Raw genomic sequence first — 20,231 nt, forward strand, 5'->3', positions numbered from 1 at the left:
TACCATGCAGCACACAGATGCCACGCCCCTCTCGCCCAAGGCGCTCTTCAACCCCGATGGCGACACGGACGTGCGCCAGCGGCGCCTCATAGGCGGCAACACCACCAACCTGAACGACTTCAACAACGTGAAGTACGCCTGGACCACGGACTGGTACCGCCAGGCCATGAACAACTTCTGGATCCCGGAGGAGATCAACCTCTCGCAGGACGCGAAGGACTACCCCAACCTCACGCCCGCGGAGCGCACCGCGTACGACAAGATCCTCTCGTTTCTGGTGTTTCTGGACTCGCTGCAGACGGCGAACCTGCCGAACGTGGGCGAGTTCATCACCGCGAACGAGGTGAACCTGTGCCTGCACATCCAGACGTTCCAGGAGTGCGTGCACTCGCAGAGCTACTCGTACATGCTGGACACCATCTGCAGCCCCGAGCAGCGAAACGACATCCTGTACCAGTGGCGCACCGACGAGCGCCTTCTGGCGAGAAACACGTTCATCGGGAACCTCTACAACGAGTTCCAGCGGCGGCGCGACGCACCCGCGCTGCTTCGCGTGATGATGGCGAACTTCATCCTGGAGGGCGTGTACTTCTACTCTGGCTTCATGTTCTTCTATAATCTCGCGCGCAACGGCAAGATGCCCGGCAGCGCGCAGGAAATCCGCTACATCAACCGCGACGAGAACACCCACCTGTGGCTGTTCCGCAACATGATCTTGGAGCTGCAGAAGGAGGAGCCGGGGCTGTTTGCGCCCGAGGCCATCGAGGACCTGCGGCAGATGCTCATGGAGGGCGTGCGCCAGGAGGTGGCCTGGGGCACGTACGTGATTGGCGACGACATCTGCGGCCTCACGAGCAAGCAGGTAAGCGACTACATCCACTACCTGGGAAACCTGCGCTGGAGCTCCCTGGGCTTCGGCACGCTGTGGCCGGAGCACACGCAGGAGCCGCCGGACATGGCGTGGGTTTCGCAGTACAGCGACGCGAACATGGTGAAGACGGACTTCTTCGAGGCGCGCTCGACCGCGTACGCAAAGTCGACCGCGCTGGTGGACGACCTGTAGGCGACGGGCGCCGCAGCGCAAGCGCCCACCTTGCGCCTAGGCGAGAAAAGCCACCTCACAGCGCGGCGGGCAGCGCGAGGACGGGGGCGCGTCCTTCTCGCCTACCTGCGCGCCCTGCCCTCAAGCACCAGCATCAGCACGCCGAGAAGGGCGATGGCCACGCCGCTGATGCCAAACCAGACGTTCACGCCAAGGGCCTCCGCCACGGGAGACGCCACCGCAAGGCCAATGGGCGTCGACACCATCGAGACGATCTGGAACGCCGAGAAGGCCCGGCCAAGCTTCTGGGGAGCGATGCTCTTCTGCATGTACGCCACAATAGGCACGTCGTAGCAGGTGGCCGTTGCCCCCATCGCGCCGCAGAGCACCACGAACGCCACCCAACCGCCAAGGCCTCTGGGCAGCAGGCCGCAGGCGAGGCACGTGGCACCCAGCGCCACCGTCGCCCAAAACGACGCCCGCACCTCGTTTTTGAAGTTCGCCTTCGCAACCGCGAGGCCGGCCACCAGCATGCCAAGGGCCCAGCTCATCTCGACGAGGCTCCCCTCGAAGGCGCCGAGCCCAAAGAAGTCGCTGGTCATGAGCGGATAGAAGGACGAGAGCGGCATGAAGAACACCATGAACACGAAGAGCGAGACGATGACCTGCGTAAGCGCGCGGTCTTCCCAGAAGACCGCAAGGCCGTCGCGCAGCTCGCGGATGGGGTGGAGCTTGGGGCGCTCCCCCTGCGCGCGGTGGTCGGGAACGGGCACGACGCCAAGCGTGGCGGCCGCGACAAGCGCGCCAGCGAGGTCCGTCACCAGGATGACCGGCAGCGGGAGCGCCGCAAACAGCAGGCCGCCAACAACCGGCCCCAGGATGTACGAGGCGCTGCTTACGGCCTGCGACATGCCGCCCGCCTCCGTGAGCGACTCTGCCGGAACGATCTGCGGGACCATGGCCTGCATCGCGGGCGCCTGGAACGAGGTCGCGGCCGCGCGGGCGGCGAGAAGTGCGATGACCGCGGCGACCGAGACGCCCCACGAGCCCATGGCCAGGGCGAACCCCACGGCCATGATGCCGGCGGCGACGTCCGAGGCAATGCAGACGAGCTTTCTGTTGTGGCGGTCGGCCACGATGCCCGCCGCGGGCGAGAGGACCGCGCCCGGCAGGAACGCCGCGAGGCCCGCCACGCCCATCGCCGCGGGGGACGCGGTTGCCTGCGCGAGGTACCAGATCAGCGCGAACTGCACGGCGGAGCTTCCCACCTGCGACACGGCCTGGCCCGCGAGGATGGTGTAGTACGGACGCCGCCACGCGCCGCCCTGCGGCACCTTGGCCTCCCGCTCGATACCCTGCTCGCTCACGCCGCCACCCGCCTCTCTTCGCAAAACGATAAAGGGCCGTGACTATAGCATGCGCCGCCGGGGGCGTCCAGGGTGGGTAGGGCGCCGTCAGGCGGACGGGCCGCAGCCGCCAGGCAGGCGCCCGCCAGCCGAAACGATGCCCTTCGCACGGCGCGTCCGACCTAGAATCAGGATACCCGCGTCCCTTCAGGAGGAGTCATGCAAGACAACTACGAAGCCCTCAACAGCCCGTTTTCCATCGGCAAGGTCCAGATCAAAAACCGCTTCGTGATGGCGCCCACCACCACGGGCGCCTACCTCGCGCCGGACGGATCCTTCAGCAAGGAGGGAATCGAGTACTTCGTGCGCCGCGCCCAGGGCGGCATGGGCCTCGTGCAGACCGGCGCCCTCATGACGGACTACAAGATCGACGAGCCCGGCGCCCTCGGCCCCTCGTTCATGGCGACGCCCGCGTCCCGCCATGCGTTCGCGGTAAGCTCCGCCGCCCTTCTCGCCCGCCTCGAGGCGTATGGCGCCAAGATGTTCATCCAGATCTCCGCTGGCCTCGGGCGCAACAGCGTCGGCTCCTATGGCCCCAGCGCCAACCCGTACTTTGGCACCACGGACAAGATGAACCCGGTCCTCACGACGGAGGACGTGCGCGAGAAGATCAAGATGATGGTGGACGCGGCCCGCGTGGTACAGCAGGCGGGCTACCCCGGCGTCGAGCTTCACGCCATACACTGGGGCTACCTGCTCGACCAGATGGCGTCCTCGCTCACAAACCGCCGCACGGACGAGTATGGCGGCGACCTGCGCGGCCGCATGCGCATGTGCACGCAGATCGTCCAGGGCATCAAGGAGTCGTGTGGCGACGACTTCGCCGTAAGCGTGCGGCTGGGGCTGAAGGCATACGTCAGGGGGTTCAACCAGGGCTCGATCGACGGCGAGGGCGAGGCCTACCGTACGCTGGAGGAGGGCGTCCAAATCTGCCGCATCCTCGAGGAGGCCGGCGTGGACGCGCTCGACGTGGACACCGGCACGTACGACAGCTTCTACTACGCCTGCCCGCCCACCTACGTCCGCCGCGGCTACATGGAGGAGCTCGCGCGAGCCGCGAAGGAGGCCGTGGGCATCCCCGTCATCTGCGGCAGTCGCATGGGAGACGTGGACGCGGACGAGCGCTGCATCGAGGAGGGCGCCTTCGACGCCATCGCCATCGGCAGGCCGATGCTCGCCGACCCCGACCTGCCCAAGAAGATCGCCATCGGGCGACCGGACAAGATCCGTCCCTGCATCGCGTGCAACCAGGGATGCCTGCTCCGCCTGTTCCAGGGCCTGCCCAGCGGCTGCGCCGTGAACCCCCTCGTCGGACGCGACAAGGACTACGCGCCCACGCCGGCGCTCGCGCGCAAGAGCGTCGTGGTGGTGGGCGGCGGCGTCGCCGGCATGGAGGCGGCGCGCACCTGTGCCATGCGCGGGCATCGCGTCACGCTGTTCGAGAAGAGCGACGACCTCGGCGGGCACCTCATCAGCGGCGGCGCGCACGACTTCAAGGGCGAGGTGCGCGAGCTCAACCTCTGGTACCAGGGCGAGCTGGAGGACTGGGGAGTCGACGTCCGCATGGGCGTCGAGGCCACGCCTGAGCTGGTCGACGGCCTTGCGCCGGACGCCGTCATCCTGGCGAACGGCTCCTCCGCGGTGATGCCGCCCATCCCCGGCATCGACCACCCCAAGACCCTCGGCTGCATCGACGCCCTCCTGCACGAGGAGCGCGTCGGCCAGCGCGTCGTCGTGGTCGGCGGCGGCCTCGTGGGCTGCGAGATCTCGCTCGACCTCGTGAACAAGGGTCACGACGTCACCATCGTGGAGGCGCTGCCGTCCATCCTGAGCTCCGGCCCGGCGGTGCCGCTGCCGAACGCCATGTACCTACGCGACGCGTTCGCCCACCACGGCACGCCCATACTCACGAGCACGCGCATCTCCTCCGTGACGGACGCGGGCGCCGTGGTCCAGGGACCGGACGGCGTCAGGACGCTTCCCGCCGACACCGTCGTGATTGCGGTGGGCTTCAGGCCCAACCCGTCCCTCGCGCCGAGCCTGCGCGGCCACGGCTACGAGGTGTTCGAAATCGGCGACGAGCGCCAGGTCGGCAACATCCTCACGGCCATATGGGACGCGTACGAGGTCGCTCACACGATCTAGCCAGGGCGCGCCGTTGCCCGGCTCATGCGCGCCACACGTAGATTTGATGCTTTTTCACAATATGCATTGATATATTTTCTATATGTATGAAAGCAATGGAATTGGAGGTATTCATGTCAGGAAAATCGGCCAGAAGACTGCGCAAGGAGCGCGAGGGATGCTTGGCGAACCACAATGACCTCCAGACAAAGGCCGTTGGTGCGGCAGCCGCGGCCGCCCTTGCCATCGCCATCGCACCTGGAGTGGCACAGGCGACCGAGGTGCCGACGGGCGAATCTCCGGAACAGGCGGCAACCGAGACAGTCGTGCCAGTCGCGGCAGAGAACTCCTCCGAGGCCCCGGCGGCACAACCCACGGCTTCCGAAGAACCTACGGCAACGATAGCGACAACCCCCGCGCCCGACTCCACGGCTGCACCCGCCTCCATGCCCGAGACGCCAGTATCGCCTAACGTGAGTGCGCCTACCCCCGCGGATGGCGACACGGCTGCAGCAGACCCCGCACAGACATCGACATCAGATTCGATTGAGCAAGCCAGTGAGGCAGGTGCCGAACAAGCATCGTCAAGTCAGACGACCTCAACGGCCGTGTCACAGGTCCCTCTTGCCAGCAGCGCCCCCGCAAAGGCGCCTGCCGAAGAAGCTGTTGCGGAAGTAAATGGCACCACCTACTCGGATATCGACAAGGCAATCGAAGACGCGAAGGAGGGCGCGACCGTCACCCTCCTCAAAGACGTAAGCCCCGCCAAGACGTTCACGAAGAGCCTTACCTTCAAGGGCAACCACACCCTCTCGTATGACGTCTACGGCTGGTACTATACGGGCGACATGGTGATTGACGGTGCGACCCTTGTAGTGAACTCGGATGCCAACCGGGTGAAGGCGGACGAGGATCAGAAGTGGCTCGTTATGTGCCTTAAGGGGTCGCTCAACGCAATCAATGGCGGCAACATCAGCTTCTTCTTCGACGGCTCCACCGGCGCAAAGTGCGCCATCTACGCAAACGGCGGTGCCACCATCGTAGTGGACAATGGCTCGTTCTTCTCGATTAACAGCCAGAACACAAAGGGCGTGGTCGGACAGGGCATCCAGCTTGATGAGACTGCCGGAACAGGCATCTTCGTAAAGAACGGATCGAGCTTCCTCATCGATGGCACTAACCGCGGCTACGTAAACTCTCCCATTGTTTACGTGGAGAACTCCACGTTCACGGTGCAGAACTGCACCAGCAACGCCTCGAACGGCGGTACGTTCACCGCAATCAATTCCGACATCATGTTCGTCAACAACGCCGGTCATGGCCTCTCTACCGCCGACGCCACGTTCGACAACTCCACGCTCACCTCGAGTGGCAACGGATACACGGGCCTGCACGTCCGCAAAAACCTCGTCGTGAAAAACGGATCCAAGATCGACGTGTCCAACGGGAACGGTTGGAATTCCTGGGATGCGGACCTTTTCTCCGGCATCCGCCTGATTCACAACGCCGACATCGACGAATCCTCGGAGGTGCGCGTGGCGCACAACGTCTCCGTCGGAATTCGCGCAAGCGACCCGAAAGCACATGTCAACTTCGCACCGGGAGCCAAGCTCAGCGTCATCGACAACGGACGCCTGACCGATGGATCGCACGGTGAGGAGGCAGGCAGGCAGTTCACCTCCAATGGCGGCGGCATCTGGAACGCCGCTGACATGACGCTGCCCGAAGGAGCTGCAATTTACAACAACGACGCCCCAATCTCAGGCGACGACATCTATTCCACCGGAAGCATTGCCTTCCCCAAGGCAGTCAAGGCACGTCTCGACGGCGAGCAGAACAACGTGTGTACCGACAAGATTGACGGCTGGTACGATGACTCCGCCAACAATCGTTGGGTGGGAGACATCCCAGCGAAGGGAACGACCGACGACATCCACGCCAAGTCGGTCAAACCCGGAGCGTACGACGTTACAGAGGATACTCCCCTCGCCATCAAGGCTGCTCACACCTACGAAGACAGCCTCATATACGATAAGAACGCAGACGATGCCACAGGAGCCACGGACCCCAGCAATGGCTCGTTGGATGAAGAGGGCCACTGGGTTAAAAGGGTAAGCGTTAGGAAGAACGGCTTCATCCGTGCTGGATACAGGTTCATCGGCTGGAACACGGCTGCCGACGGTACTGGTGACTGGTATGGAGTTGTGGCAGCAGATTCCCTGGCAGCTAAGAACTCTCTGGATGTATACGAGCTCTTGGACGGCAAGGGAAACGACATCCTGTACGCAATCTGGGAAAAACTACCAGAGCCACCTACCCCAACCCCGAAGCCACAAGCGACACCGAAGCCCGCAGCCGTCAAAGCTTCCGTAGCCACATCGAAGTCAGCTCTTCCAAAGACAGGTGATACCTCTGGAAGTGCGCAGGCCGCTGGCATCCTCGCGCTGATTGGAACGGCTCTTGCGGGGCTTTCCAGGACAATAAGGCGCAGCAATCGCGCGGAGTAGCTCGAGGTTTACGGAATAAGCCATCACGGTAGCAGCAGTAGTGGGGGCGTCCAGTTGAGAAACCGGACGTCCCCATACAAATGTTCATAAACAATCTTATTAAGCTACGGCAGCGTCAGTCATCTATCGGAGCTAAAGCCAACATGATGACAAAAAAGAGAGACGCGACATTTCGAGAGGACTATCTAGGACAAATCGAAAGGGATGCAAGTTATCCGGCCTGTCTCCAGCAGAAAGTTGCGAGCATCCTTTCCGCGCCCGTTCTGTCTACGAGAGCCCATACTCCTCGAGCAGGCTCCTCAGCTTTTCTGGATTGTCCTCGGCCTCGAAGAGCTCATTCCCGCGACCATCGGACGCAAGACGATACGCCAGCTCTATGCCCCTAGCATAGCCTTTATCGTATTCTTTTGCATAGCCTTCAACGTAGCCTTCGGCATAACCTTCAGCATAGCCTTCCTCATACCCCTTGTTGTAGGCGTCAGCAAGTTCGTTGCGGTACTTCTCGGACCAGAGCATCCTCAATACCTTCCTCATCTACGCCTCTTGCACAAACCGCATACAGCGCTGCATATGCTTCGGGCAATGTCATGACCAAGCAATCCACGCAACACTAGAGTCCATACTCCTCGAGAAGTCGCTTCATCCTCTCCGGGTCCCGCATTGCCTCTTCGAGCTCCTGCTCGCGACCATCCACCATAAGTCGATGCATCAACTCAACTGCCCTTGAGAAGCCCTTGGCTTTACCTTCGTCGAAGGCGTCTGCGAACTCGTTTCGGTATTTCTCGGACCAGAGCATCCTGAATCGCCTCCACCCGGGATCGTCGCGAAAGCCGCACACGGCGTCGTCCACGCTTCGGACGAAATCGCTACCAATCACATTATCATCCCGCAGGTAGCTCATGAACGCGTCGAATCCGTCACCGAAGTCACCTCTGGTGCCCTCCGCGTTCACGAACACTATGCTCGTCCCATCCCCCAGCGGCTCGCCGTCCTGCTCGCACAACCGCAGGTAGTCGTAGCGCTTCCACCCCCGTCCAAACGGGTCGTGAGCGCAGATGAACAACACAATGACGTTTTCCGCGTCGCCAAAGCGTTGGCCTCGGTCCAAGACGCTCGCGTCCACCAGCGAGAGGTACCTGCGCGCCCTTCGCGCAATGTCCGGGTCTGCGCCGTTCTGCATCTCCACGTCGTAGACGTTGCCGTCGACGTCCCGTACCAGCAGGTCCACTATTCCAGCCCGCGACGCTGGGCCAAAGTCCACAAGCTCCTGCCGCTCGACCATCCTGAGGTCCCTCACCTCGATCCCAAGGAGGACCTCCACCAGCCCACGACAGAGCCCCAGGTCCTGGAAGACAGTCCCGAACATGAAGTCGTCCGTGATTCCCATCGTGCTGAAGTCCAGTTCCTCACGCATCCCACGCCCCTCTCGTCGCGCCAACAGTGGGGGCATGATACAAAATCGGACTTGCATCTACTTCGCATGCGTCTGGCGGAAGTCTTTCCAAATCCAGCTGTGGAGAAATTATTAGGACAAATTCCTGTTTACTATCAGGCTCCAATCAGGTATAGTTCCACTAACAAGAAATTGTCCTAATAAAGGCTGAGCCCAACGGGACACGACAGAAAGGATCCAACCATGGAGTCCAAGCTCAACGCCCTTCTCGCCAACCTCACCGTCGAGTACCACAAGCTCCAGAACCAGCACTGGTACGTGGCCGGAAGTGACTTCTTCCAGGCACATGCCCAGCTCGAGGAGCTCTACGACGGGCTGCTCCCCGCCATCGACGACGTTGCGGAACTCCTGCTGCAGCTGGGCGGAAAGCCCATCGCCTCGCTCGCAGAGGTCCTCTCCGCCGCCGACATCTCTGAGCGCGCGGACGAGCCGCTTGCAAGTGCCGAGGCCTTCGCAAGCGTACGCGAGGACTTCTCGCGCCTCCTCGAGCAGGTATCTGCAATAAAGGACGAGGCGGACGCGGAGTCCAACCACCTCGTGAGCGCCAAGATGGACGAGTACATCGCCAGCCTGTCCAAGACGCTGTGGATGCTTCGCCAGCAGGCGGCATAGCCTCGCAAGGCCGCAGGTGGACGGGTAAGTTTCCATCATCAACTCTTAGGAGCGCCAATAGCGCGAAAAGAGGGCGGGAGGCCAAGCAACATGCCGGCCTCCCGCCCGATTTTCCTACCCGTGACTGCGATCGCCACGCTCCGCACATAGGCGCGCCCGGCCTACTTTCCCAGCAGCGCGTTGTACGCCGCCATCGTGTAGTAGTTGTACGGCTGGTTGAAGTGCGGCAGGAAGAACACGTCGAGAAGCGCCAGGCGATCTATAGTGACACCCTCCTGAATCGCGAGCGAGAACATGTGGATGCCCGCGCTCATGTCGTAGGTAGACGCCATCTGCGCGCCAAGCACCTTGCGCGTGGTGCCGTCGTACACGATGCGCACCTTCACCTCAGGGTTGGCCGTCTCGACGAACGTCGCCTTCTGCACCTGCGCAAAGTCGCTCACCCGCGCGTCGTAGCCAGCAGCAAGCGCCTTCTTCTGCGTGAGGCCCGTCGCAACCATCTTCAGGTCGTAGATGCAGATGCCGGAAGACCCCTGCACGCCAATGCCGTCGATCGCGGTGCCACAGGCGTTGTGGGCGGCCACGATGCCGGAGCGCACGGCATTCGTCGCAAGCGCGATGTAGGCCGGCTCACCGTCCGCCGCGTTATAGAAGCAGCTGGAGCAGTCGCCCGCCGCATAGACGCCGGGCTTCGACGTTTCCTGGTGATGGTCCACCAGCAGGGCCCCGTTCTGCATCATCTCGAAGCCGACGTAGCGGAACATCTGCGTGTTCGGCCTGAACCCGATGCACACGCATACCATGTCCGCCTCGTGCGTGCCCTTGTCGGTCACCACGCGCGTCACCTTGCCGCCCTCGCCCTCGTAGCGCAGGACGCGCTCGCCAAAGGCGAGGCCGATGCCATGGTCTGCCAGGTTCTTCTCCATAAGTGCGCTGAACTCCGGGTCGAAGTTGCCTGCGACGCACGTGTCCATCATGTCGATGAGGGTCACGTCGCGGCCATTGCGCTGGAAGGCCTCCGCAAGCTCCACGCCAATGTAGCCGGCGCCCACCACCGCCACGCGGCGAATCGCGGGATCCTGCAGCTTGCGAACGACCTCCTCCGCCTGCTGGAAGAGCTTGACGCGCTGGATGTTCTGGAGGTCCATCCCCTCGACGGGCGGGATTATGGGCTCGGAGCCGGTGGCCAGTATCAGCTTGTCGTACGGCTGGTCGATGGTGGTACCGTCCGCCGCGACCGCGTGCACCACGTGCGCGTAGTAGTCGATCGACTCCACGCGGGTCTCCATATGGACGGTCGCGCCCTTCGCCTCGAATCCCTCCTTCGTCTGGTAGAACAGGCCGTCCGGTTTGGAGATCTGTCCTCCGATCCACAGCGCCATGCCGCAGCCCAGGAAGCTGATGTTGCTGTTCTGGTCGAAGATCACGACCTCGTTTTCCGGGTAGTTGTCCAGGACGGTGTTTGCCGCGGCGGTACCCGCGTGGTTTGCGCCGACGATGACGATCCTGCTCATGGTGGTGGTCTCCCTCCGTTGGCGCGGCAGTGGCCGACGCCGCCAAGACGTAGGCGACGCCCGGGGTGACGTATGGCCATCCCGACTGCCGCCATAATTGCTACCATATCAATAGCATTTATGGGAGGAGACGTCTAGCGCCATCCGACAGGCGGCGCTAGACGCGCGTCATGCGGGGCAGATACTGCCACGGGCGTCGGAACGGACGCCGCCGCACTACCGCACCTCGTTGCGCTCGAAGAACTCCTGCGCGTTCTGGTAGAACATGCGCCGCGCGAGGTCCGTCCCAAAACGCGATGCCACGCGCGAGAAGAACGCGGGAACGTCGTCGCAGCGTGACAGCCAGGCGGGGGTGTCAGACCCGTCGAAGTCGCTGCCAAGGGCGAGGACTTTCTCGCCCCCAAGGGAAAGGAAATGGTCGATGTGCCTGCTGAGCTGGTCAAACGTCACATCCTTGCCCGCAGGCACGTCCGCAATGAACGCACGGTAGTAGTTGATGCCCACCAGTCCGCCGTGGTCGCGGATCTCGCCAAACTGGGCATCCGTCAGGTTTCGCGGGTGCGGGCAAACGGCACGACTGTTGGAGTGGGACGCCACGAACGGCCGCGTCGCCACGTGCAGCAGATCCGCAAAACCCGCATCGTTCAGGTGGCTCACGTCCACCACGATGCGGCGGCCTTCCAGGGCACGCACAGCCTCGCGACCGAAGGCTGACATGCCGTCGACCGTGTCGTTGCCAGACGCGATGTCGTTCTTACCGTTCCACGTGAGCGTCAGCATCTTCACGCCATCCGCCGCAAGCTCGTCCACCACGGAAAGGTCGCGCCCGATGGGAGACCCGCTCTCCACCGTGAGCATCGCAGCGACGCTTCCCCACGCGTGGGCCGTCTGCGCGCTGCGGGCATCCTCGGTGCGCGCGAGGCTGCACGAGTTCGCTGCCGTCTGCCGCTTGAAGTAGTCCCTCACGTGGCGATAGAACTCCAGCGGCGTGTATGGTGTGTGCGAGAGGTCGTCCGGCACCCACACGGCATAGCATTGCGTCCAACCCCCGGGCGCCGCCTGGGCCATGCGTCCCGCCGCCAGAGCGAGGTCGTTTTCGACCATGTCTCCGCCAACGGTATTCGAGAGCTGCGTCGCGAACGGCTCGACGTCCCTCATGCACAGCGAGTCCAGGGTGTCGCAATGCAGGTCGAACACCCTCAGCCTGCGCAGTTCGTCCTCCACCTCGGGACTCTGGCGTTTCTCGTCACTCAGCGACATGGCGCTCCCTTCAACGTGCCGACCGCTTGCAAATGTAGCACGACACCCCCTAGGCACAGCCCCGGCTTGTTAGAGGTAGCGGCCAGTAACGGAGCGCGTGCACGCCTTCGCCCCGAGGGGCGTTCCCGAGTACACGATCTCTCCTCCCGCCTCTCCTCCGCCGGGCCCCATGTCGATCATCCAGTCCGCGTTCGCGATCATGTCCAGGTCGTGCTCGATCACCACGACGGTCGCCCCATGCGCCACCAACGTGTCGAGCACTCCCTCGAGAACCTCCACGTCGTGGGGGTGAAGGCCGATCGTGGGCTCGTCGAACACGAAGAGCGCATCAGTCTGGTCGCGGCCCATCTCCCCCGCGAGCTTCAGTCGCTGAGCCTCGCCTCCGGAGAGCGCAGGCGTCGCCTCGCCAAGCGTCAGGTAGCCAAGCCCAAGGTCGTGCAGCACGCCAAGCTGGCCACGAACCTTCCTGAGAGATTCCACGCAGGATAGCGCCTCGTCGATGGTCATCGCCATGAGCTCGGGCAGGCTGTGCTCGCGCGGAGCGGGGGCATCCTTGCGAGCACGTGCGAGCGCCCTTCTCACCTGCCACGCCGCGCCAGAGAAGCGCGACCCGCGGCAGTCCGGGCAGGTCACCTCGACGTCCGGAAGAAACTGCACGTCAAGCGATATGGTTCCCGTTCCGTCGCATGTGGGACAACGCAGCGAACCGGTGTTGTACGAAAAGTCGCCCGTCCTCAGCCCGCGCGCCTTTGCATCTGCGGACTGCGCGAAGGCGCGACGGAGCTCGTCCATCACGCCGGAGTACGTCGCGACGGTGGAGCGGACGTTCGCGCCAATGGGCGTGGAGTCTATGCGGTGCACCCTCTGGATTCCGTCCGCGTCGAGCGACCTCACCTGCGGCGGCAGCGGCTGCCCCTGCGAGCTTGCCGCAAGGCCCGGCACCAGGCACTCGAGCACCATCGTGGTCTTGCCCGATCCAGAAACTCCCGTCACCACCGTAAGCGCGCCCCGGGGAATACGGACGGAAAGCGGACGCACGGTATGTACCGCCTCCGTCTCCATCGCAATCGCGCCCCGCGAGAAGAGCTCCTCCTCAGATCGGACGGCACGCAGGCGCTTCGGCTCTGTGGCCAGAAGGTACGGGGCGATGCGCGACGACGGACTGCCCTCGACCTCGGCGACGCTCCCCTGCGCCACAATCTGACCTCCGTCGGCACCGGACCCCGGCCCCACCTCGATCAGGTGGTCCGCATGCTTCAGCACGCGCACGTCGTGGTCCACCACGACCACCGAGTTTCCGTCCGCGAGAAGGTCGTCCATAACGCCAAGTAGCCCCTCCACGTTCGCGGGGTGCAATCCGATCGATGGCTCGTCCAGAACGTACAGCACGCCGGTCGTACGATTGCGCACGGCACGCGCAAGCTGCACCCTCTGACGCTCCCCCGTGGAGAGCGTGCTTCCCGCGCGGTCGAGCGAGAGGTATCCAAGCCCCAGTTCCTGCAGGCGCGCGATGGGCTCGTCCAGCGTAGCGATCACCACGTGCGCCATCGGCCTCACCTCCTCGGGCAGGCTCGGCTCCACCTGCGGAAGCCATGCGGCAAGCTCGTCCAGGGTCTTCTCGGTCGCCTCCGCCAGGTTTATGCCAAGCACCTGCGGGTCGCGCGCCCTTGCGGAAAGACGCGTCCCATGGCAGTCCGGACACGGCCCCTCCTTAAGGAACCGGGCGATGCGCTGGTAGGCGCTGTCGGTCTTTGCCTTCGCAAGCGCGTTCTCGACGGAGCGCGTCGCGGAGTAATACGTGAAGTCAAGCTCGGTGGCGGTGTTGGAGCTCTTCATCGGCACCACGACGTGGCGCTTCTCCGCCGGCCCATGAAACACAATCTCGCGCTCCTTGGGCGTAAGCTCCCGGAAGGGCACGTCGGTGCGCACCCCCATCTCGCGGCAGACGTCCTTCATGAGCGACCACATGAGCGTGCCCCACGGGGCAACGGCACCCTCGTCTATCGTCTTCGAATCGTCAGGCACAAGCGTCGACTCGTCCACCACGCGCATGATGCCGGTGCCTCCGCATGTGGGGCAGGCACCGTTGCCGTTGAACGCAAGATCCTCCGCCCCCTGCCCATAGAACGAGGCCCCGCACACGGGGCAGACCATGGGCTTCTCCAGCGCGACGTTCATCGACGGTGGCACCCTATGCCCATTAGGGCAGGTATACGAGCCAACGCGCGAGAAGAGCAGGCGCAGCGAGTTCAGAACCTCCGTCATGGTGCCAAAGGTGGACCTCACCCCGGGCACGGGCGGGCGCTGGTGCAACGCCAGGGCGGCGGGAACGTACTTCACGAGGTCGACGTCCGCACGCGCCGCCTGCGTGAGGCGACGCCGCGTGTAGGTGGAAAGCGCCTCGAGGTAGCGACGCGAGCCCTCCGCGTAGAGCACCCCCAGCGCAAGCGAGCTCTTGCCCGATCCGGACACCCCTGCGATTCCCACTATCTTGTGCAGCGGAACCCTCACGTCAACCGAATGCAGGTTATGCACCCTGGCGCCATAGACCTCGATCTCCTCTGGAATGCGTGCAACCATACCCAGCCACCAATCCGCCCGTACGTCTTTCAAACGATTGTAGCGTACGAAATGGATTCGAACAAGCGTTCGTTTCAATTTCTCGACGCAAAGGGGAGGGCCGCGCATGGCGGCCCTCCGGCAAGGGAAGCCGTTCTTCTCCCCCGCGGTCCCGCTGTCGCTACCAACGCAGCGACAGACACGTGATGGAGCCGTCGATCTTCTCGAACTCCGTCATCTCGACCTCGATGATCTTGTGGCCCCAGGCCTCGAGCTGCGCCCTCACGCGCGGGTAGCCCTTCGCCATCACCACGTAGTCGTTGATGCGCACGCAGTCCGCGCCGTACGCCTCCTCCTCCGGCACCTCGAATATGTTGAACTGCCCGCACCGGTAGGCCGGCTTCGTCTTGAACTCGCCGCTTACCAGCAGATTTCCGTCCTCCACGTACGTTCCGCCCATCTTGAGGTGCAAGATGTGCTCCACGGGGACCCGCTCGGCGGTGTAGCCCCACTCCGCAAGAAAGCCGCTAAACTGGCGGAATCCCTCGTCGTTGGTGCAGCGCGAGCGGCCGACGGCGCCGCGCTGCAGGATTACGTGCGCGACGTGCACTGGTCCCTGGACAACGTGAGGTTCGCGGCCTGGTAGCGAGGGCAATGTAGATTCTGACGCCCGCAGGGCCCCAGACGCCCCTGCGGACAGACGGCGCGAAGGATGGCAGCACGCACTTCTCGCCCATTCAGCATGCACTTCTCCCCTAGCCAATTGAGGAGAAATCGTTTTGCTTGCTTTCGCGCTTGCCAGCACGGCGCGTTTGCCATAGAGTGTTATCCCGTCGCGTCGCGACGAGCTATTCGGGCGTTTAGCTCAGGGGGAGAGCGCTTCCCTGACACGGAAGAGGTCAGAAGTTCAAATCTTCTAACGCCCACCACACATTCGCAGCCCAGAGGCAATGTCTCTGGGCTGTTTTCTTTTAGGTCCCCGGGCCGCTAGTACAGGAAGCGGCGGTCGTGCTTTGCCATCGTGCGTACGACCGGGAACACGATGAGGTAGATGACGGCCACCACCAGCAGAAACGTGGCATCCCCACTGCCAAAGAGCGTCGCGGTGGAATCGTAGAGCCCATGCAGCAGCACGGAGAGCAGATATCCGCAAGCGATGCACAGGCCCGCGCCAATGTGGTGCCCGCGGACCGAGAGGAGCTTCGCCTCCCCGTAAAGGAAGCCGAACACGACGGCAAAGCCCATGTGCGCCGGGATCGCCATCATGGCGCGACCCAGCAGCACGCCGGGCCCGTAGGCGAGGCCGTACGTCACGTTTTCCGCCGCGGCGAAGCCGAGCGACGTGGCGACCGCGTACACCACGCCATCGTACCTGCAGTTGAAGTTGGGGTCGTGCCACGTGGCACGCGCCATGAGCACGTACTTGCACGCCTCCTCTATCACGCCGACGACGGCGAAGTCGGAAAGCAGTAAGAACCACGGGTCCTGCCGCCCAAGGCCGGAAAGCAGGCCGAACGCGTCCATCCCCACCTGCTCGAGCACGGAGGCAACGAGCGCCGCGACGACCCCGCGCCAGAAAAGCGCAAGCAGGAGCCCCGCAGGCTCACGCTCCAGCGTATCGAGGCTGTAGACGTAGCGCATGAGCGCCGCAGCCGGCCCGACCGCCAGCACCAGGAAGACCGCGAGGTAGAGCGTCAAGCCGTTTGACAGCAGGAAGAACATGGAACCTCCTCCGCACGATGCCTTAGACCGGTTTGTACCCCTTTCGGCTGCGAAGGTGACTCGTCACAGGGGGGGGGCATCGGCCGAGGACGCGGCCCTTCTCGCCCGGTAGCCCTTCTCGCCCGCAGCCGTGCGCTCTTCCGGCTACTCCTGCGAGAAGTACGCGACCGCGATGGCGCCGGGACCGGCGTGCGTGCCGATGGTGGCTCCCACGCTGCAGATGGGCAGCGCGTCCACGATGCCCTCCCACAGGTCGCTGGAGTCGCGCACGTACTTCTTCAGCATGGGCTCGCCGCCTGCGGTGTACGCAAGGCAGAACGGCATCGCGAAGTCGATGGGGTGCTCTCCCACAAGCTCTACCAGCAAGTTCCTTGCGTTCTTGGAGCCGCGCGCCTTGCCCAGCAGCCCCACCTCGCCGTTTGCCATGGTCACGACGGGCTTCAGTGCAAGCAGCGCACCCGCCGCCGCTGCCGCGGACCCAATGCGTCCGCCGCGCCGCAGGTACTCAAGGGTGTCCAGCAGGGCGAGCATGTGCACGCGCGAGCGCGCCCGCTCAAGCTGCGACGCGATGTCCGCCGCCGGAAGGCCGCGCTCCGCAAGCATGAGCGCGTACTCAACCAGCACGCGCTCGCCGATGCAAGCGTTGAGCGAGTCGACCACGCGCACGCCGTCGCGCCCCTCCGCCGCGATGCACGCGCTCTGGCATGTTGCAGAAACCTTTGAGGAAAGCGTCACGACCACGACGTCCTCCCCCGCCGCCTGTGCCTCGTCGTACGCCTGCGCGAACACGCCCGGCGACACCGCGCCCGTGCTGGGAGGCTCGTCGGACTCCACCAGCAGGTCATAGAACCGCTCGTGCGTGAGGTCGACCCCGTCGTGGTACACGGTGTTGCCAAACGCCACCGTCATGGGAAGCACGGTAAGGTTGGGGTTGGGGAAGTCCACGATGTCCGATGCGGAGTCCGTGATGATGCGAGTGGCCATGGCCGCTCCTTTCGCGCCCTGGTTCTTGGTCTTTAGGTTGTATTTCTGATGCCGTCGCGACACCGGCGCCAACGTGGCTCGCGCCGTCCGTACCGCAGGCTAGATGCGCTCGAGCGACTCCAGCACCTGCGTCAGCCACGTGTACATGCGCTCGCGCTCCTCGGGGCCTATGTCCGCGCTCGCCTCGGCGACGACGTCGTTTATGATCTGGTCCATCTCGAGCGCCGCCTTGCGGCCGGCCGCCGTGAGCGTCACCGGGGCACGGTACCTGGACCCGCGCACCTTGGCGTCCTCGCTTGCGTGGCCGCGCTCGACCAGACCCTGCGCCTCCAGCCTAGAGACGATGCGCGTCACGGCCGCACGATCCTGCCGCATCAGACGCGCCAGGTCCGCCTCCGCAAGGTCCCCGTCCGCGTGAGCGAGGTAGTACAGGACCATGGTGTCGGTTCCACGCAGGCCAAGCGACGCCATCTTCTGCGTCTTTATGCGGCCGACCTCCTTGTTGAGCGCATAGATCACGCCCACGAAGTTCTCGAACCTCTCGTTAGCCACGCTCTTCTCCCCTGCTCGGTCCCTCGCGGGCGGGACTCTCCGCCCAGCGGACATGTCCGATTCTACCATGCGCGCACGCATGCCCTTGTTGACTTGTCAACATAATAGCAGCAGTCTCCGGAACCACATCCATTGTTGCGATGTCAACATCTTCAACACAATCGGGATGCCCGGCACCATGGCGAGAAGGACGCGGCACATTGGTCGCCGCCTCATGCGCAGAAAAGACCTTTGCGACTATCCGCAGCGCTACTTTCGCAACAATTTCGCTACCGTCTGCCGTATCAATCTTGACTGTAGTATCTTTCTCTCTTGTCTATCAGTTGTCTTGCCAAGCGTCACGACGCAACGCACAACGCCGGCGAGCGGCCACCGCCAACAGAAGGAAGCAAGCATGAACCTGCTCAGGAAGCGCGCACCTCAGACATCGGAGTCCGTCTGGCTCGCAATGGTCCTCGCCTGCTCCGGCGGCCTCATGGACGCGTACTCCTTTCTGGGGCGCGACAAGGTCTTCGCCAACGCGCAGACCGGAAACCTCCTGCTCCTGGGCGTGAACATCTCTACCGGCACGTGGCAGAACGTGCCGCACTACCTCTGCCCCATTCTCGGCTTCGCGGCAGGCTGCGCCATCGCGCACGAGATTCGCCTCCACAAGGGCCGCGGCATGCACTGGCGCCAGATCGTCGTCGCGATCGAGGCCATCCTGCTCGTCGCGGTCTCGCTCATGCCGGGATCCGTCAACCTCGTCGCCAACAGCCTCACGTCCCTTGCCTGCGGCATGCAGGTGCAGGCGTTCCGCAAGCTGCACGGCCGCCCGTTCGCCACGACCATGTGCATCGGCAACCTACGCAGCGGGACGCAGGCACTCGTAAGCTACGTGCACCAGCGCCGTCGCCGCGACCTCCGCACCGCGTTTCTGTACTACCTCGTGATCCTCACCTTCGTCTGCGGCGCGATCCTTGGCAACTTCCTGCTGGGCGCGTTCTCCCTGCACGCGATCATGGCAAGCAGCCTGTTGCTTCTTGTTGCCTTCGCCCTCATGTTCGAGGACCGCGAGCACGAGCGTTCCTCGGCGCAGACGCAGGCAAGGTAACCCAGGGGGCCACCCGTCCGCACCCTTGCGCTTCTCCTTCGCACTCCCGCGCTTCTCGGCCGCGCGCCCGCGCTTGTCACGCGCAAGATGCCGCCCGCGCATCTTGCAGACATCTGCTTCTATAACGGGGTATAACGAATCTGTTCATGGCACAGCCCGGCCGCGCTGCCGGGCGTCGCGGCGCAACCAGGCGCCGCGGCCGGACCCTAAGGAGCAGCATGTACAACTTCACGTTCCACGTCCCCACCACCATCCACTTCGGCAAGGGACAGATCTCTCACCTGGCAGAGCTCGCCAGCTACGGCAACCGCGCGCTGCTGTGCTACGGCGGCGGCTCCATCAAGCGCAACGGCATCTACGACCAGGCGCTCTCCATCCTTAAGGACGCCGGCGTCCAGGTGTTCGAGCTCGCGGGCGTCGAGCCCAACCCGCGCATCCAGACCGTGCGCCGCGGCGTCGAGCTCTGCCACCAGAACGACGTCCAGATGGTCCTCGCCATCGGCGGCGGCTCTACCATCGACTGCGCCAAGGTGGTCGCCGCCGGCGCAAAGTACGATGGCGACGCGTGGGACCTCGTGATCAAGCCGGAGCTCATCAAGGACGCACTCCCGATCTTCTCGGTCCTCACCCTTTCCGCCACGGGATCGGAAATGGATGCGTTTGCCGTTATATCGGATATGACCAAGAACGAGAAGTGGGGCACCGCCGGCGAGTCGCTTAAGCCCACCATGTCCGTGCTCGACCCCACGTACACGTTCTCCGTCCCGGCGCGCCAGACCGCTGCCGGCACCGCAGATATGATGAGCCACACCTTCGAGAACTACTTCAGCATGGATGAGGGCGCCTACGTGCAAAAACGCATGGCAGAGGGCCTGCTTAAGACCATGATCCACTACGGTCCCATCGCGCTTGCCCATCCGGACGACTACGACGCGCGCGCCAACCTCATGTGGGCGGCCAGCCACGCTATAAACGGCCTGGTGGGAGACGGCTGCTCCCCCGCGTGGTGCGTCCACCCCATGGAGCACGAGCTCTCCGCGTTTTATGACATAACTCATGGCGAGGGACTTGCGATCCTCACGCCCGCGTGGATGGAGCACGTGCTGAGCGCGGACACCGTCGCGCTCTTCGCCGCATACGGCCGCAACGTCTGGGGCCTCACCGGCACGGAGGACGAGGCCGTCGCGCGCGAGGCCATCGTCCGCACGCGCGAGTTCTTCACTCAGACCATGCACATGCCTGCGACCCTTCGTGAGGTGGGCATCACGGACGAGAAGAACTTCGAGGTCATGGCCCAGAAGGCCGCCGATGGCTGCAAGGGTTCCTTCGTCCCGCTGTCGAAGGACGACATCATCGAGATCTATCGCGCCGCACTGTAGCGCCACAGGCGAGCTTCCCGCATG

16 protein-coding genes and 1 tRNA gene are annotated in these 20,231 nt (G+C 63.9%); 7 read left to right on the forward strand and 10 right to left on the reverse strand.

Annotated features, from left to right (window positions below):
* Positions 1-4 precede the first annotated feature (4 nt).
* On the forward strand, positions 5-1,063 hold the full coding sequence (locus tag BLT96_RS05625) for a ribonucleotide-diphosphate reductase subunit beta (protein WP_090862395.1): 1,059 nt from the start codon (positions 5-7) through the stop codon (positions 1,061-1,063).
* A gap of 101 nt (positions 1,064-1,164) precedes the next feature.
* Here the strand turns inward: BLT96_RS05625 and BLT96_RS05630 are convergent, their stop codons facing one another.
* On the reverse strand, positions 1,165-2,409 hold the full coding sequence (locus BLT96_RS05630; protein ID WP_157692165.1) for an MFS transporter: 1,245 nt from the start codon (positions 2,407-2,409) through the stop codon (positions 1,165-1,167).
* Positions 2,410-2,607: 198 nt separating this feature from the next.
* On the opposite strand from BLT96_RS05630, the gene BLT96_RS05635 reads away from it, so the two are divergent.
* Both BLT96_RS05635 and BLT96_RS05640 read left to right on the forward strand, forming a co-directional pair.
* Entirely contained in the window at positions 2,608-4,593 is a 1,986-nt protein-coding gene (locus BLT96_RS05635) for an oxidoreductase (RefSeq protein WP_090862399.1), read from the forward strand.
* A gap of 113 nt (positions 4,594-4,706) precedes the next feature.
* On the forward strand, positions 4,707-7,079 hold the full coding sequence (locus tag BLT96_RS05640; RefSeq protein ID WP_157692166.1) for an LPXTG cell wall anchor domain-containing protein: 2,373 nt from the start codon (positions 4,707-4,709) through the stop codon (positions 7,077-7,079).
* 267 nt (positions 7,080-7,346) lie between these two features.
* On the opposite strand, the gene BLT96_RS05645 is transcribed toward BLT96_RS05640, so the two are convergent.
* Together BLT96_RS05645 and BLT96_RS05650 are read right to left on the reverse strand one after the other, a co-directional pair.
* The gene (locus BLT96_RS05645; RefSeq protein ID WP_090862405.1) at positions 7,347-7,613 is read right to left on the reverse strand and encodes a hypothetical protein; all 267 of its coding nucleotides are present in this window, start codon (positions 7,611-7,613) and stop codon (positions 7,347-7,349) included.
* A gap of 76 nt (positions 7,614-7,689) precedes the next feature.
* Positions 7,690-8,493 carry a hypothetical protein gene (locus BLT96_RS05650; RefSeq protein WP_090862408.1) on the reverse strand — a complete coding sequence of 268 codons (804 nt, stop codon included), beginning with the start codon at positions 8,491-8,493 and terminating at the stop codon, positions 7,690-7,692.
* Positions 8,494-8,715: 222 nt separating this feature from the next.
* Between BLT96_RS05650 and BLT96_RS05655 the strand changes: the two genes are divergently transcribed.
* Entirely contained in the window at positions 8,716-9,144 is a 429-nt protein-coding gene (locus BLT96_RS05655) for a Dps family protein (protein WP_090846321.1), read from the forward strand.
* A gap of 161 nt (positions 9,145-9,305) precedes the next feature.
* Here the strand turns inward: BLT96_RS05655 and nox are convergent, their stop codons facing one another.
* From nox to BLT96_RS05675, 4 genes are all read right to left on the reverse strand, one after another.
* The gene (nox, locus tag BLT96_RS05660; protein ID WP_090862411.1) at positions 9,306-10,658 is read right to left on the reverse strand and encodes a H2O-forming NADH oxidase; all 1,353 of its coding nucleotides are present in this window, start codon (positions 10,656-10,658) and stop codon (positions 9,306-9,308) included.
* A gap of 216 nt (positions 10,659-10,874) precedes the next feature.
* The gene (locus BLT96_RS05665) at positions 10,875-11,918 is read right to left on the reverse strand and encodes a dipeptidase (RefSeq protein ID WP_090862413.1); all 1,044 of its coding nucleotides are present in this window, start codon (positions 11,916-11,918) and stop codon (positions 10,875-10,877) included.
* Between the two features lie 69 nt (positions 11,919-11,987).
* Positions 11,988-14,498, reverse strand: a complete 2,511-nt coding sequence (locus BLT96_RS05670) for an excinuclease ABC subunit UvrA (RefSeq protein ID WP_090862414.1) — start codon at positions 14,496-14,498, stop codon at positions 11,988-11,990.
* A 160-nt stretch (positions 14,499-14,658) separates the two neighbouring features.
* A complete protein-coding gene (locus BLT96_RS05675) occupies positions 14,659-15,087 on the reverse strand; it encodes a hypothetical protein (protein WP_197674324.1) in 429 nt (142 codons plus the stop codon).
* 244 nt (positions 15,088-15,331) lie between these two features.
* On the opposite strand from BLT96_RS05675, the gene BLT96_RS05680 reads away from it, so the two are divergent.
* Positions 15,332-15,406: transfer RNA gene (locus tag BLT96_RS05680), tRNA-Val, on the forward strand.
* Between the two features lie 58 nt (positions 15,407-15,464).
* On the opposite strand, the gene BLT96_RS05685 is transcribed toward BLT96_RS05680, so the two are convergent.
* The 3 genes from BLT96_RS05685 to BLT96_RS05695 form a co-directional block, all read right to left on the reverse strand.
* The gene (locus BLT96_RS05685) at positions 15,465-16,199 is read right to left on the reverse strand and encodes a PrsW family intramembrane metalloprotease (RefSeq protein WP_090862417.1); all 735 of its coding nucleotides are present in this window, start codon (positions 16,197-16,199) and stop codon (positions 15,465-15,467) included.
* Positions 16,200-16,343: 144 nt separating this feature from the next.
* On the reverse strand, positions 16,344-17,183 hold the full coding sequence (locus tag BLT96_RS05690; protein WP_090862420.1) for a DegV family protein: 840 nt from the start codon (positions 17,181-17,183) through the stop codon (positions 16,344-16,346).
* 99 nt (positions 17,184-17,282) lie between these two features.
* Complete coding sequence (locus BLT96_RS05695) at positions 17,283-17,735, reverse strand: MarR family winged helix-turn-helix transcriptional regulator (RefSeq protein WP_157692167.1); 453 nt, start codon at positions 17,733-17,735, stop codon at positions 17,283-17,285.
* Between the two features lie 394 nt (positions 17,736-18,129).
* On the opposite strand from BLT96_RS05695, the gene BLT96_RS05700 reads away from it, so the two are divergent.
* Together BLT96_RS05700 and BLT96_RS05705 are read left to right on the forward strand one after the other, a co-directional pair.
* Positions 18,130-18,828 carry a YoaK family protein gene (locus tag BLT96_RS05700; protein ID WP_090862427.1) on the forward strand — a complete coding sequence of 233 codons (699 nt, stop codon included), beginning with the start codon at positions 18,130-18,132 and terminating at the stop codon, positions 18,826-18,828.
* Between the two features lie 218 nt (positions 18,829-19,046).
* Positions 19,047-20,207 carry an iron-containing alcohol dehydrogenase gene (locus BLT96_RS05705; protein ID WP_090862430.1) on the forward strand — a complete coding sequence of 387 codons (1,161 nt, stop codon included), beginning with the start codon at positions 19,047-19,049 and terminating at the stop codon, positions 20,205-20,207.
* Positions 20,208-20,231 lie beyond the last annotated feature (24 nt).

This window comes from Parafannyhessea umbonata (assembly GCF_900105025.1).
Lineage (GTDB): Bacteria > Actinomycetota > Coriobacteriia > Coriobacteriales > Atopobiaceae > Parafannyhessea > Parafannyhessea umbonata.

Bases quoted from the DNA above. Each gene is read 5' to 3' on its own strand.
- BLT96_RS05625 (WP_090862395.1), top strand. From the start codon at position 5: ATGCAGCACACAGATGCCACGCCCCTCTCGCCCAAGGCGCTCTTCAAC.
- BLT96_RS05635 (WP_090862399.1), top strand. From the start codon at position 2,608: ATGCAAGACAACTACGAAGCCCTCAACAGCCCGTTTTCCATCGGCAAG.
- BLT96_RS05640 (WP_157692166.1), top strand. From the start codon at position 4,707: ATGTCAGGAAAATCGGCCAGAAGACTGCGCAAGGAGCGCGAGGGATGC.
- BLT96_RS05645 (WP_090862405.1), bottom strand. From the start codon at position 7,613: ATGAGGAAGGTATTGAGGATGCTCTGGTCCGAGAAGTACCGCAACGAA.
- BLT96_RS05650 (WP_090862408.1), bottom strand. From the start codon at position 8,493: ATGCGTGAGGAACTGGACTTCAGCACGATGGGAATCACGGACGACTTC.
- BLT96_RS05655 (WP_090846321.1), top strand. From the start codon at position 8,716: ATGGAGTCCAAGCTCAACGCCCTTCTCGCCAACCTCACCGTCGAGTAC.
- nox (WP_090862411.1), bottom strand. From the start codon at position 10,658: ATGAGCAGGATCGTCATCGTCGGCGCAAACCACGCGGGTACCGCCGCG.
- BLT96_RS05665 (WP_090862413.1), bottom strand. From the start codon at position 11,918: ATGTCGCTGAGTGACGAGAAACGCCAGAGTCCCGAGGTGGAGGACGAA.
- BLT96_RS05670 (WP_090862414.1), bottom strand. From the start codon at position 14,498: ATGGTTGCACGCATTCCAGAGGAGATCGAGGTCTATGGCGCCAGGGTG.
- BLT96_RS05685 (WP_090862417.1), bottom strand. From the start codon at position 16,199: ATGTTCTTCCTGCTGTCAAACGGCTTGACGCTCTACCTCGCGGTCTTC.
- BLT96_RS05690 (WP_090862420.1), bottom strand. From the start codon at position 17,183: ATGGCCACTCGCATCATCACGGACTCCGCATCGGACATCGTGGACTTC.
- BLT96_RS05700 (WP_090862427.1), top strand. From the start codon at position 18,130: ATGAACCTGCTCAGGAAGCGCGCACCTCAGACATCGGAGTCCGTCTGG.
- BLT96_RS05705 (WP_090862430.1), top strand. From the start codon at position 19,047: ATGTACAACTTCACGTTCCACGTCCCCACCACCATCCACTTCGGCAAG.